The following is a 13,083-nucleotide window of genomic DNA, read 5'->3' on the forward strand; positions in this document are numbered from 1 at the left end:
GGGGACAACATAATGAGTTGGTTACACCTAATGGTATTATTACCGCTTATATTTGCGCTCATTATTCCTTGTATATATCGACTGTATAAACGGATTCATTTAGGTTGGTTTGTCTTACCGCTTCCTATTGTCTTATTTATTTATTTCTTATCATATATTAAGACAACGATGTCAGGTAATACCGTTATGCAAGAAGTAAACTGGATGCCAAAATTTGGCATGAATTTTGACTTATACATAGATGGTTTAGGTTTATTATTTAGTTTACTCATAACTGGAATTGGCAGTTTAATTGTCTTATATTCAATCAGTTATTTAAGTCGAAAAGAACAACTAGGGAATTTTTATTGTTATTTATTATTATTCATGGGTGCAATGTTAGGCGTGGTGTTATCAGATAACATCATTGTTCTATATTTATTTTGGGAACTAACATCATTTTCAAGCTTTTTATTAATTTCATTTTGGCGTACTAATCAAAGATCCATTTATGGTGCCCAAAAATCTATGCTAGTTACTGTATTTGGTGGTCTCTCCTTATTAGGTGGGCTGATTTTACTTTCGATTTCAGCTAATACTACAAGTATTCGTACAATGATTGATCACGTTGGAGATATCCAAACTAGTACATTCTTTATCCTTTCAATGGTCTTGGTGTTAATTGGCGCTATGACTAAATCAGCACAATTTCCATTTTATATCTGGTTACCAGATGCCATGGAAGCACCTACACCCGTTAGTGCTTATCTACATTCGGCAACAATGGTTAAAGCTGGCTTATACTTAGTTGCCCGTATGACACCTATCTATGCTGTTTCTCAAGGTTGGGTGTGGACTGTTACCATTGTTGGGCTTATCACGTTAATTTGGGCTTCATTAAATGCAACAAAACAACAAGACCTTAAAGGTATACTCGCATTTTCTACTGTGTCCCAATTAGGTATGATTATGTCTATGCTAGGCATCGGTGCTGTAAGTTATCACTTTGCAGGTTCAGAAAGTCAACTTTATATTGCAGCATTTACCGCAGCTATTTTTCATTTAATTAATCATGCAACGTTTAAAGGCGCATTATTTATGATAACAGGTGCGATAGACCATGCTACTGGTACACGTGATGTCAAAAAGTTAGGTGGCTTAATGACAGTTATGCCTATTTCCTTTACTTTAACGATTATCACTTCATTAAGTATGGCAGGTATACCACCATTTAATGGCTTCCTTTCAAAAGAGTCATTTTTAGAAAGTATGATTGAAGTAACTCACGCAGATATATTGAGTTTAGATACTTTTGGTATTTTAATACCGATTGTTGCTATTATAGGTAGTATTTTCACTTTTGTTTATGCTGTGCGTTTTATCGGGCAAATTTTCTTAGGTTCATATCGACCTCAGGCATTACCTAAATCAGCGCATGAAGCTTCAAAACTTATGTTAATAGCACCAACAATCTTAGCACTATTAGTAATTGTCTTTGGCTTGTTCCCTGCCATATTAACGAGTACGTTAATTGATCCAGCCACAGCAGCCATAAGTCAAGCTGAAAGTAAGCCATCATCATTCCATTTATTCCATGGCTTTACACCAGCATTTTTTGCAACACTGTTGATTTATGTTATAGGTATTTTACTCATTTTAACGTTTAATTACTGGGTACGTTTGTTGCGTATGCAACCACATAAACTGCAATTAAACTACTGGTATGACACAACAGGTAAATATTCATCTTACGTTTCAAGTAAGTTTACTGACTCATACGTAACGGGTTTTACTCGCAATAATTTAGTTATTATATTCGCATCATTCATTATTTTGGCCATTATCGCCATATCATTAACGCCATTTAACATAGAGTTTAACAATGTCAGCAATATTCGACCGTTTGAGTTAATTATTGTAGTGATCATCTTGTTGTCATCTATAATGATTGTCTGCGCTCGTTCACGACTATTTAGTATTATAATGGCCAGTGCTGTTGGCTACGCCGTTGCTGTATTCTTTATCTTCTTCGGTGCACCAGATTTAGCATTAACACAATTTGTCGTCGAAACTATATCAACAGCGTTATTTTTACTTTGTTTCTATCATTTGCCTAATTTAAATCGACATAATGAAACTCGTAACTTTAAGTGGAGTAATATGTTAATTGCAATAGGAACAGGATTAGTAGTTATAGTTATCGGTCTAATTGCTTATGGCAACCGTCACTTTGGATCTATTGCAGCATATTATAAAGAGCATGTGTATGATTTAGCCCATGGTACTAACATGGTTAATGTGATTTTGGTTGACTTCCGTGGTACCGATACCTTATTCGAATCTGCAGTACTTGGAATTGCAGGACTAGGTGTATATACTATGATTAAATTACGTTCAAATCGTAAAACAAATAACGAAGGAGGATCTGACTATGAATAGACAAAACAATAATCTGATTTTTCAGTACACTGCTATTCTAATCTTCTTCTTAATCGTTATGTTTGGGTTATCACTTTTCCTTGCAGGTCACTATACACCTGGTGGCGGTTTCGTTGGAGGTTTATTGATGTCAAGCGCGCTTGTAATTATCACTGTAGCATTTGACATCAAAACAATGCGCAAAATCTTTCCTTGGGACTTTAAAATATTAATTGGCATTGGTTTGTTTTTCTGTGGTGCAACGCCTATAGCAAGCTGGTTTTACCACAAGAACTTCTTTACACATACACCTTTTGAAATTCCATTAGGTATTTTAAAACCAATGGAAATGCATACTGCAACATTTTTTGACTTAGGTGTCATGTTTGCAGTAGTCGGTACAGTAATGACTATTATTTTAACGATTGGAGAGAGCGACTAATGGAAATAGTTATGATAATTGTTTGTGGTTTTCTCACTACAATGAGCGTTTATTTAATCCTCTCTAAAAGTTTAATACGTATCATTATTGGGACTACTTTGCAAACACATACAGCAAACTTATTTATACTAACAATGGGTGGTTTAAAAGGTGGAGAAGTACCTATTTATGAAAAAGGTATTTCACAATACGTTGACCCTATCCCTCAAGCATTAATCCTAACTGCTATTGTTATTTCATTTTCAGTAACATCATTCTTTTTAGTTCTTGCTTTTAGAAGTTATAAAGAACTAGGTACTGATAATGTAGAAAGTATGAGAGGAGTGCTTGATGATGATAGAAAGTAATTTATTAGTATCTACGTTAATCATTCCATTATTGACCGTTATCATTTTGATTTTTCTAGGTAAACGCCCTATTATTAAGCGTTATGTAGCATTAACAGGTACTATGATTACATTTATTTTTAGTATCATTAATCTATTTAATGTGGCGAAACATGGTCCTATTGTTTTAGAATTAGGTTCGTGGAAAGCGCCATATAGTATAGTTTTTGTTTTAGACTTATTTAGTGGCTTATTAATTACAACGAGTGTACTCATTACCCTACTGATAATTTTATATTCTTATCAAACAGTTGGTATAGAACGTGAAACCTATTATTACTATTTTGCTGTAATGTTTATGCTTATAGGTGTCAATGGTGCCTTTATGACAGGAGATATTTTCAACCTGTTTGTATTCTTTGAAGTATTTTTAATGGCTTCTTATATTTTACTTGTTATCGGTGGTACTGAAGTGCAATTAAGCGAAACAATTAAATATGTCCTAGTGAATGTGACTTCATCAGCGTTTTTTGTTATTGCAGTTGGTATGCTGTATTCCGTTGTCGGTACATTAAACTTAGCTGATATTAGTCAAAAGCTGAACCAACTATCACCACAAGAAAGTGGCGTAGTGACTATAGTATTTATTGTCTTTATTTTTGTTTTTGGAACAAAAGCTGGGATTTTCCCTATGTATGTATGGTTACCAGGCGCTTATTATGCACCACCAGTAGCGATTATCGCCTTTTTCGGAGCCTTATTAACAAAAGTTGGGATCTATTCATTAGCTAGAACTACTAGTCTATTCTTCCCTGACACATCAGACTTAACATATTATTTAATCATCTTTTTAGCGCTACTAACTATTATTTTTGGTTGTGTCGGAGCAGTGAGCTATTTCGACATCAAAAAAATTATTATCTACAATATTATGATAGCTGTTGGCGTTATTTTGATTGGTGTAGCCATGATGAACCAAGCAGGAATGATGGGTGCAATTTACTATACCTTACACGATATGTTAATCAAGGCCGCTTTATTCTTTTTAGTTGGCGTAATTTATCAAATTACTAAATCATATGATTTGCGCAATTTTAGTGGCTTAATTAAACACTATCCAGTACTAGGATGGACATTCTTTATAGCGGCCTTGAGTTTAGCGGGTATCCCCCCTTTCAGTGGTTTCTATGGTAAGTTTTACATTGTCCAAGCTACATTCGAAAAAGGGTTCTATCTCACTGGTATTGTCGTATTACTGTCTAGTTTAGTCGTACTATATTCGGTTATTCGCATATTTTTACAAGGCTTCTTTGGTGATGCGACTGGGTATACTCCAAAGCCTAAATTACAACACCGCGGCCCATTAATAGTAGCGATTATTGCAGTTGTAATTACAGTAATTTTCGGTTTATCAGCGGACTTTTTACAACCTATTATTAAAGATGCTGCCTCTACTTTCTATAACCCTAGTGGATATGTAGACAGTGTACTAGGAGGTAAATAAGATGGCGATTCAAATTTTAATTAACTTATTATTAAGTATCTTATGGGTTTTTGTCACAGGTAGTTACTCATTAAATAATTTTATTTTAGGTTACATTTTCGGTCTATTGTTGGTACTTACATTACGCGGGTTATTCCCTGGTAGATTTTATATGGTTACAGTGTACAAAGTACTTAAATTAATAGCGGTATTTTTAATCGAGCTCATAAAAGCTAATATCGATGTAATACGTATTGTATTACAACCTACAATTAAAAATGAGCCAGCATTTTTTACTTATGACACCGAATTAACAACAGATTGGCAACTCGTATTGTTATCGACATTAATCACTTTAACCCCAGGGACTGTAGTGTTAGGTATTAGTGATGATCGTACGAAAATATATATACATTGTATTGACTTCAGTACTAAAGAAGAAGAAATTGCGAGCATTAAATCGTCACTTGAAAAAGTTGTAAGAGAGGTTGGTGATACACAATGAACTACTCAATAATTATAATTATCGCATTAGTAATAGTATCATTATCTATGTTAGCAATGTTAGTTCGTGTCATCCTTGGTCCATCTCTTGCTGACCGTGTCGTAGCCTTAGATGCTATGGGAATTCAATTAATGGCAATTGTAGCATTATTTAGTATCTTTCTAGGTACAACATATATGATTGTAGCTATTTTATTAATAGGTATACTTGCCTTTCTAGGCACTGCAGTGTTTGCTAAATATATGGACAAAGGTAAGGTGATTGAACATGATAACAACGATCATCATTAGTATTTCTCTTATATTGGTTATCTTAGGTGCATTAATCAGTGCTTTTGCAGCTATTGGGTTGTTAAGATTAGACGATGTTTATTCTCGTGCCCATGCCGCTGGTAAAGCAACAACACTTGGTTCTATGTTACTATTATTTGGTGTATTCCTTTTCTTTATAGGTGAGAAAGGTATAATCAATATGCAAATCATTATAGGGATCATATTTGTATTTATTACGGGGCCTTTAGCCAGTCATTTAATTATGAAAGCAGCATATAATTTAAACACACCTTCTTCTAATAGAACACAACAAGACGATTTTAACGAAACATTACACGATAAAAAATTATAACAATAGTTAAGCGATAAGTAGTTACTTAATAACAAGAGCACAAATTTCTAGTTCTTCGTTATTTTAGTAATTATACTTATCGCTTTTTATATTGCAATAACACATGCATTATGTTATTTTTAAATCGTAATCATTACTATTTGAAAGAAGGTAACTTTATGCATACTTGGACAATTATCGGTGGCGGTATTCAAGCATTAACAATTGCTTTAAAATTAATTCACGCTGGTCTTCCAACGTCCAAACTGACTCTCATTGATCCACACAGTAATTTATGCGCACAATTCGACGAACGCACTAAACGTATTAATATGCCCTTTCTTCGCTCACCTTGCGTGCATCATGTACATCCTGATCCATTTCATTTAAAACAATTCGCTAAAGCACATCAATATATGCAAGCAACACTAGGAAAATATCAACGTCCTCAAAGAGATATGTTTATCGATCATGTACATACACTTATACATCATTACCAGTTACATAATCGACATGTCATTGGTAGTGTAAACCATATTAAACAACACACACATACTAAACAGCAATGGGTACTCACTTTGGATAATAAGCGTACCATTACTACTGATAACTTAATTATCGCTATGGGTAGCCATCATGATTTAAACGTACCTGAGATTTTTCATCAACAGCATAATGTGCAACATATTTTCGACAATACAGCTCTACAATTTCACAAATGCAATCATGTAGTAGGAAGTGGTGTTTCTGCAGCACATTTAGTACATAAATTACTTTATAATTATCAAAGCATGTGCACTTATGGCTTAATAAAACTATAGCAGTACATGATTTTGATGCAGATCCAGCATGGCTTGGCCCTAAAAACATGACTAAGTTAACAACTTTTACGGATTCTGCCGAAATACTTTCTTTTATTGAAGATGAGAGACACAAAGGCTCTGTGCCTCAAGAGTTATATCTACATCTCAAAAAATATCAACAGCAAGGTCGTTTGACAATTCACCAAACACCTATTACCACAATAAAAAACAAGCAAATACATACGAAGGATGAACGATATAATTATAATCATATTTTACTTGCTACAGGCTTCAAAAATTCGATATTACAGCAACCAATTATAAAATCGTTAATTTTAGAACATGCCGCACCTATGACCTCTTGTGGCTATCCACAATTGTCTGATACATTGGAATGGTTACCACAGCTATTTGTATCTGGCGGACTAGCTGATTTAAAATTAGGACCTTTCGCACGCAATATTGCAGGAGGTAGAGAAGCAGCAAAACGAATTGCTCAAGCTTACTTCGCTCAAAATTTTATATCACATTAAAAAAAGGGAATGCATAAAAGTAACTTTTGCATTCCCTAAATGATTTATTAATTTTTAGTTATTTATAAATGACTACGCTTTGTCATTAGCTATCAGCTAAAATGACGTACTTTAATATGTTTAAAATACTAGTCTATCAAGATCTATGTCGTGATTTGATTGCGATGGTACCTCGCATAATACTTATTAATTTGCCGCTATCATCAGTTATCTCAATATTCCATACTTGTGTCGTTTTGCCTTGATGAATAACTGTTGCGGAAGCATAGACAGTACCCTCTGTCGTTGAACTAATGTGATTTGCATTCATTTCTAATCCTAGTGGAATATATTGCTCAGTATCAATTAGGCTCGCTGCTCCCATTGAGCATGCGGTTTCTCCTAAAGCTAAACTAGCACCACCGTGTAGAAATCCAAAGGGTTGTTTCACCTTATCTGTTACAGGCATAGACATAACCAAAATGCCTTCTCCCTCTTTTTCAACTTTCATATCTAGCGCATCTAACATATTTGTCATAATTGCCACCCCTTTATTTATATCACTCTTATAATATCATAGCAGCGATAGTACCAAAAATAATCAACGGGATATTATAGAAAATAAAGTTCGGAATACACGTATCTCTTATATGATCATGTTGCCCATCAACATTTAATCCTGCCGTCGGACCAAGTGTTGAATCACTCGCTGGAGAACCTGAATCACCTAAGGCACTTGCCGTGCCAATTAAGGCAATTAAAGCCATTGTACTTAAACCAAACGATTCACCTAACGGCACAAATAATGTAGCTATAATAGGGATTGTGGCAAATGAAGAACCAATACCTAATGTGACTATTAATCCAATGATATACATGAGTAGTATGCTAATTAACTTGTTGTCACCAGTAATTCCACTAATACTATGTACTAATTGCTCAATATCACCGGTTTTATTCATGACACCAGCAAAACCATTAGCAGTCAAGATTACTACACCGATATATGCCATAATTTGAATACCTTCAACAAATTGCTTGTCCATATCTTTCCAATTTTGCATACCAGAAATAAAAAATACTAATACCCCTGCTAATGCACCAAAGATCATAGAGTCAGTCAGCATTTGAACTGTAAATGTCGCAATAATCGCAATGATTGTCACAACTAACACATATGGTTTTAACTCTACATTTGCTAGATCTTTATCTTGTTTATGATCAATATATTTTCTTGCTTTTCTATAATAAAATAAACCAGCAATTAACCCTACAATATAACCTAATGATGGGATAACCATAGCTTTCCAAATCATATTTATTTCTATCGGATGTCCAGCTTTGTTAAAGCCGTTCATTATAATTTGATGAAATATTTGACCAAAACCAAATGGAATTAAAATATATGGCCAACATAAACCAAAACCAATGATTAAAGCTATTTGTCTACGATCAAAGTTTAATTCATTAAATATACTAATTAAAGGAGGAATGACAATTGGGATAAATGCAATATGTACAGGAATAATATTTTGACTCATTACACTTAATACCAATAAAGCTACCACAATTATAACTTTAACTTTCAGACGGGACATTTTAGAGTTTTCAGCTCTAATGCCTTTGATAATTTTATTAACTAAATAATCAGTAATGCCACTATATGATATTAAAGCAGCAAAACCACCTAATAACGCATAGCTTAGTGCTACTTCTGCGCCATCTACTATATTTTTACCAAATACCGTGATAACATCTGTTACGCTCATTCCAGCGATTATGCCGCCTACTAATGCACTTACGAATAAACTGATAACTACATTTAATCGACATAAACACAAAATGATCATAAGTAAAACCGCTATTACAACTGCATTTATCACATCAAAAACTCCTTTATTACATTATCGAACTAAAGCGTTACGAGATTCATAATAGCAATCCCTAGCAATATTGTCAATCACTTTTTGCATTATAACTTATCAGATATGATATAGGGAGTGGGACAGAAATCTGATTTTGAAAAAATAATTTCGTCGTCCCACCACGGCAAGTATGACTAGCGTTGAAAAAAGCTTGGTTTAAAGCGCATTTTCAATGCAGTCAGCTACTGCCCATATGAAAAAGAGGCTGGGACGAATCAATATTGTCCCAACCTCTTGCATGCTAATTTATTGTTGTCGCAACCATTCAACGATTGTCGGTATCATGTAACCTGTTGGGCCTTTAGGTCCTAAATAAGAAGCCTTTGTCGTTGTAGCTGGACCTGCTATATCGAAATGCAAATGTGGTGTGTCGCCAGCAAAATGACTAATAAACGTAGCTGCAAATAACGCTTTACCATGACCATTTGTATGATTAACTAAATCAGCTACATCAGTTTGACGAATGAGTTGTTGTTCAGTACTAGTTATTGGTAATTCGAAGACAAATTCATCCATTTTACGTGCTGTAGTTAAAATTTCATTTATTGGTGCGTTAGTATTATTTTTAAAGACAGCTGCTTTATCTTCCCCTAATGCTGCTACTGCGGCTCCTGTTAGCGTAGCAAAATCTAAGATGACACTAGGTTGGAATTGGTTAGCATAAAATACTGCATCGCCTAATACTAATCGTCCTTCAGCATCAGTATTAAGTACTTCTACTGATTCTCCACTTAATGCTGTAAAAATATCATCGGGCTTCATTGCTGCTTCGTTGACCATATTTTCTGCTGCCGCAATGACACCAACAATATTTACTGGCAATTGCAATCTAGCAGCTGCTTCAATCATGCCAATAACATTTGCGGAGCCACACATATCAAACTTCATAGTCTGCATTCCGACTTTTGGTTTAATTGAATAGCCTCCAGAATCATACGTAATACCTTTGCCTACTAAAGCGATTGGTGCTACGTTTTGTGGCCCACCGTTATACGTTATTGTAATTACTCGTGGTGAGTGTGCTGAACCTTTACCTACTGCGTGAATGAGTCCAAATCCTTCATCTTGTAACTGCTCACCATCTTTTATATCAACTTCAACCTGACTATCTTTAAAATGATCATCAATCAATTCCGCATAATAACCCGGAGTCAATATATTTGGTGGCATATTACTATATGTACGTGCTGTATTAATCGATTCACCTAATACTTTACCTTGTGTAATAGCATCTGCAATATTTTCTGCGTCACTATGTACAAAGATAGTAGGTGAATAAAGTGCACTTTTATTTGATTTATAGTTATCAAATTGATAAATTGCACGAACACTTTGTTGACCAAGTACTTCAGCAACATCTTTTCTACTTACTTTTTTAGATATAAAACTTTCAAATAACAATGATGCAGACAAAATATGCTCACTTTTTAGAAATTGAAAGAGTTTGCCAAAGACTTGTAATAACTGCGTATAGTCTAATTGTTTTAAATTGCCTAACCCGACTGATATTAATCGATAGTGTTCATCTTGTAATTGAAAATGAGTTTGGTATACCTTACCTAAACTGCTACCTATGAGATGATTCTGTTTCAAGAATCCGATATTTTCTCTAATATCGACGCCATTGACACTGAGTGTTTCAAATTGATTCAAATGTTCCGGCACTCCAACTATTAAAGTCTGCTGAACAGATTGATTTGTTGAATTTACACTAATATTCATATTATCACCTTTTTCTTATAAAAAAGACCCATCTTATATTAAGACAGGTCTTGGATTAATGCAGTGTTACATAATATTATGTAGCTGCGTGTTACACGAATTTATTAAAATTTACCTTTTTTGAATGCTAAGCCAATTCCGCCTAATTTAAATACAGCACGTGTATCAATAACTTTCTTCATGAAAGCAGCTTTTTTGCCTTGGATGTCTTTACCGTATACAACACCAACACCATCGTTAGCACCTAATGAACAAACAGTACCTCTATCTACATATTCAAATTCAGAAGTTGGTTGACCTTCTAAAATATTTTGGATACTTTTAGCTGTATGTTCACCTTGTTGCATAGCGATTTGAGCAGTTGTTGGTAATGGACGTTCTTCACCAGCAGGAATGAACGCAGAACAGTCACCAATGACAAAAATATTGTCATAACCAGAAATAGTTAAATCTTGATTAGTAACAATACGGCCACGTTTAACGCCTTCAAATGATTCTTCCATTAATTTGCTACCACGTACACCAGCAGCCCATACAGAAGTGTTTGCTTCTAATTGTTGCTCTTCATCGTTAACTTTAACTACGAAGCCTTTTTCATTTGCTGCAACGATTGGCGTACCAATTTTAAATTCTACACCTTTAGCTTCTAAATAGCTTACAGCGTGGTTTACTAATTCATCTGAGAACATAGGTAACATTTTTGGAGCAGCTTCAACACAAGTTAATTTAACTTTGCTTTGATCTACACCATATTTGTTACATAATTCTGGAATACGGTCAGCTAATTCACCTAAGAATTCTACACCAGTGAAACCAGCGCCACCAACTAAAATAGCTAAATCTTTATCATCTTTTTGTTTAGATGCTGCATAATTAGCAAATTTATCTTCAATATGACGAGATAATTTACGTGCAGTTAATACATTTTCGATTTGGAACGCATAGTCTTTCATACCTTCGATACCAAATGTTTCACTTTCGAAACCTAGTGCAACAACTAACACATCAAAGTCAAAAATTCCTGCATCAGTTTCTACTTTTCTAGCATTACGATCGATTTTAGTAACTTCAGCTTTTACGAAGTTTACTTTATCTTGATTAACTACACTTTCAACAGGATATAATAAATCTTCATAGCTGATTGTACCTGCAGATGCTTCATGTAACCATGTCGCTTCATAGTGATAGTCATTTTTGTTAATTAAAGTGATTTCAGCTTGATCTGCCGAAATTTGTTTTTGCAATTTCGTAATAGTTTGTAAACCAGCATAGCCAGCACCTAAAACTAATACCTTTTTACGATCTTGTGCCATTTTATTCACCTAAGCTTTCATAATAATTTTATTGCATACGTCTTTCTTAATACCCTGGAAGAGTTACGAAAATTCATAAAAAAGACATTTTTCATCCAATGATAATTTTATAGTTTTTAAGTTATATTTTCAAGCACTTACCAATATATTGTTTATTATTTCACATTAAATATAACAAATTGGCATTTAGCACTACTAAACACCAATTTATTCATGTATTAATTTAGCAATTTTCTGGTGAGCCAGCTACTTTAGCTGTTCTAAATGAGCTACCACAACCACATGATGCAATCGCATTTGGATTGTCAATTTGGAAGCCACCACCCATTAGTGACTGTTTAAAATCAACAGTTGTACCATCTAATAATGGTAAATCATCTTTGTCTACAAGTACTTTCAAGCCATAAAACTCGAATGTTTGATCATTGTCAGCTGGTTGTGATTCTGCAGACATACCATAAGTTAAACCTGTGCACCCGCCACCATTAACTTTTAATTTTAAATAGCCATCTGACATGTCATTTTGGTTCAACATGTCTTTAACTTCATATGCCGCTGCTTCAGTTACATTAATTGTTGTCATACTAATTACCTCCTAAAAAATCCATGTTTCTTCTATATGTGCATAAATATTTTGTAATAAATCGTCAGGTGACTCACCTTCCACGATATCACCATTCACAAGTGCATACAAGCCACTAGAACACAGCCCACAATTTTGCAAGCAACCATATTCGAGCACGTCAACTTCTGGATCATTTTCTAGTTGATTATATACATAGTCTCCACCTTTCGCCATGTTTGAAATGCAGAACTCTACTATTGGATTCATAATACACCCTCTTCAAATTTATCGATTATGATATTATAACAACTTTTAAAAATAATGACTAACTACGTGCTTCATTGCTGAACTCGTATATGCTATTCGTATAGTTAATTATAACTTATTTTAGAACTATTATACATCATCCAAACTGACTAATTTATTTAGCCTTACATTTACATAATATTTATAGCATAAATTAAAGTAACCGCCACAATGAAATTCA

At 34.1% G+C, this 13,083-nt stretch carries 13 protein-coding genes and 1 pseudogene; 8 read left to right on the plus strand and 6 right to left on the minus strand.

What is annotated here, in order from left to right; genetic code table 11:
• Window positions 1–12: 12 nt before the first annotated feature.
• From KA845_RS03460 to KA845_RS03495, 8 genes and pseudogenes are all read left to right on the plus strand, one after another.
• A complete protein-coding gene (locus KA845_RS03460) occupies window positions 13–2,418 on the plus strand; it encodes a Na+/H+ antiporter subunit A (RefSeq protein WP_021458884.1) in 2,406 nt (801 codons plus the stop codon).
• Window positions 2,411–2,839, plus strand: coding sequence for a Na(+)/H(+) antiporter subunit B (locus KA845_RS03465; RefSeq protein ID WP_021458885.1), 429 nt, complete (start codon window positions 2,411–2,413; stop codon window positions 2,837–2,839). Before KA845_RS03460 ends, KA845_RS03465 begins: the two co-directional genes overlap by 8 nt.
• Window positions 2,839–3,186, plus strand: coding sequence for a Na+/H+ antiporter Mnh1 subunit C (gene mnhC1 / locus KA845_RS03470; RefSeq protein WP_002509351.1), 348 nt, complete (start codon window positions 2,839–2,841; stop codon window positions 3,184–3,186). Before KA845_RS03465 ends, mnhC1 begins: the two co-directional genes overlap by 1 nt.
• Complete coding sequence (locus KA845_RS03475) at window positions 3,173–4,669, plus strand: Na+/H+ antiporter subunit D (protein ID WP_021458886.1); 1,497 nt, start codon at window positions 3,173–3,175, stop codon at window positions 4,667–4,669. Before mnhC1 ends, KA845_RS03475 begins: the two co-directional genes overlap by 14 nt.
• A gap of 1 nt (window position 4,670) precedes the next feature.
• Window positions 4,671–5,153, plus strand: a complete 483-nt coding sequence (locus tag KA845_RS03480) for a Na+/H+ antiporter subunit E (RefSeq protein WP_021458887.1) — start codon at window positions 4,671–4,673, stop codon at window positions 5,151–5,153.
• Window positions 5,150–5,443, plus strand: coding sequence for a Na+/H+ antiporter Mnh1 subunit F (gene mnhF1 / locus KA845_RS03485; protein WP_021458888.1), 294 nt, complete (start codon window positions 5,150–5,152; stop codon window positions 5,441–5,443). Before KA845_RS03480 ends, mnhF1 begins: the two co-directional genes overlap by 4 nt.
• Window positions 5,421–5,777: a Na+/H+ antiporter subunit G1 gene (locus KA845_RS03490; protein ID WP_021458889.1), complete on the plus strand. Its 357-nt coding sequence runs from the start codon at window positions 5,421–5,423 to the stop codon at window positions 5,775–5,777. The genes mnhF1 and KA845_RS03490 overlap by 23 nt, the downstream gene beginning before the upstream one ends.
• Window positions 5,778–5,935: 158 nt before the next feature.
• A pseudogene (locus KA845_RS03495) lies at window positions 5,936–7,092 on the plus strand (FAD-dependent oxidoreductase).
• A 136-nt stretch (window positions 7,093–7,228) separates the two neighbouring features.
• Here KA845_RS03495 and KA845_RS03500 read toward each other — a convergent pair.
• The 6 genes from KA845_RS03500 to KA845_RS03525 all read right to left on the minus strand — a co-directional run bounded on the left by KA845_RS03500 (window position 7,229) and on the right by KA845_RS03525 (window position 12,863).
• Entirely contained in the window at window positions 7,229–7,609 is a 381-nt protein-coding gene (locus tag KA845_RS03500; protein WP_002509357.1) for a PaaI family thioesterase, read from the minus strand.
• A gap of 28 nt (window positions 7,610–7,637) precedes the next feature.
• Window positions 7,638–8,954: a Na+/H+ antiporter family protein gene (locus KA845_RS03505; RefSeq protein ID WP_002509358.1), complete on the minus strand. Its 1,317-nt coding sequence runs from the start codon at window positions 8,952–8,954 to the stop codon at window positions 7,638–7,640.
• A 288-nt stretch (window positions 8,955–9,242) separates the two neighbouring features.
• The gene (locus tag KA845_RS03510) at window positions 9,243–10,718 is read right to left on the minus strand and encodes a leucyl aminopeptidase family protein (RefSeq protein WP_002509359.1); all 1,476 of its coding nucleotides are present in this window, start codon (window positions 10,716–10,718) and stop codon (window positions 9,243–9,245) included.
• Window positions 10,719–10,822: 104 nt separating this feature from the next.
• On the minus strand, window positions 10,823–12,031 hold the full coding sequence (locus tag KA845_RS03515; protein WP_002509360.1) for an NAD(P)/FAD-dependent oxidoreductase: 1,209 nt from the start codon (window positions 12,029–12,031) through the stop codon (window positions 10,823–10,825).
• Window positions 12,032–12,254: 223 nt separating this feature from the next.
• Window positions 12,255–12,614: a HesB/IscA family protein gene (locus tag KA845_RS03520; RefSeq protein ID WP_002509361.1), complete on the minus strand. Its 360-nt coding sequence runs from the start codon at window positions 12,612–12,614 to the stop codon at window positions 12,255–12,257.
• Between the two features lie 12 nt (window positions 12,615–12,626).
• On the minus strand, window positions 12,627–12,863 hold the full coding sequence (locus tag KA845_RS03525; protein ID WP_002509362.1) for a YuzB family protein: 237 nt from the start codon (window positions 12,861–12,863) through the stop codon (window positions 12,627–12,629).
• Window positions 12,864–13,083: the final 220 nt, after the last annotated feature.

It is taken from the genome of Staphylococcus sp. GDX8P114P-2 (genome assembly GCF_017892945.1).
Classification (GTDB): domain Bacteria; phylum Bacillota; class Bacilli; order Staphylococcales; family Staphylococcaceae; genus Staphylococcus; species Staphylococcus arlettae.

Excerpts from the sequence above, each read along its gene's own strand:
- KA845_RS03500 (WP_002509357.1), bottom strand. The coding sequence starts at position 7,609 with ATGACAAATATGTTAGATGCGCTAGATATGAAAGTTGAAAAAGAGGGA.
- KA845_RS03475 (WP_021458886.1), top strand. The coding sequence starts at position 3,173 with ATGATAGAAAGTAATTTATTAGTATCTACGTTAATCATTCCATTATTG.
- KA845_RS03490 (WP_021458889.1), top strand. The coding sequence starts at position 5,421 with ATGATAACAACGATCATCATTAGTATTTCTCTTATATTGGTTATCTTA.
- KA845_RS03525 (WP_002509362.1), bottom strand. The coding sequence starts at position 12,863 with ATGAATCCAATAGTAGAGTTCTGCATTTCAAACATGGCGAAAGGTGGA.
- mnhF1 (WP_021458888.1), top strand. The coding sequence starts at position 5,150 with ATGAACTACTCAATAATTATAATTATCGCATTAGTAATAGTATCATTA.
- KA845_RS03460 (WP_021458884.1), top strand. The coding sequence starts at position 13 with ATGAGTTGGTTACACCTAATGGTATTATTACCGCTTATATTTGCGCTC.
- KA845_RS03515 (WP_002509360.1), bottom strand. The coding sequence starts at position 12,031 with ATGGCACAAGATCGTAAAAAGGTATTAGTTTTAGGTGCTGGCTATGCT.
- KA845_RS03510 (WP_002509359.1), bottom strand. The coding sequence starts at position 10,718 with ATGAATATTAGTGTAAATTCAACAAATCAATCTGTTCAGCAGACTTTA.
- KA845_RS03520 (WP_002509361.1), bottom strand. The coding sequence starts at position 12,614 with ATGACAACAATTAATGTAACTGAAGCAGCGGCATATGAAGTTAAAGAC.
- KA845_RS03465 (WP_021458885.1), top strand. The coding sequence starts at position 2,411 with ATGAATAGACAAAACAATAATCTGATTTTTCAGTACACTGCTATTCTA.
- KA845_RS03480 (WP_021458887.1), top strand. The coding sequence starts at position 4,671 with ATGGCGATTCAAATTTTAATTAACTTATTATTAAGTATCTTATGGGTT.
- mnhC1 (WP_002509351.1), top strand. The coding sequence starts at position 2,839 with ATGGAAATAGTTATGATAATTGTTTGTGGTTTTCTCACTACAATGAGC.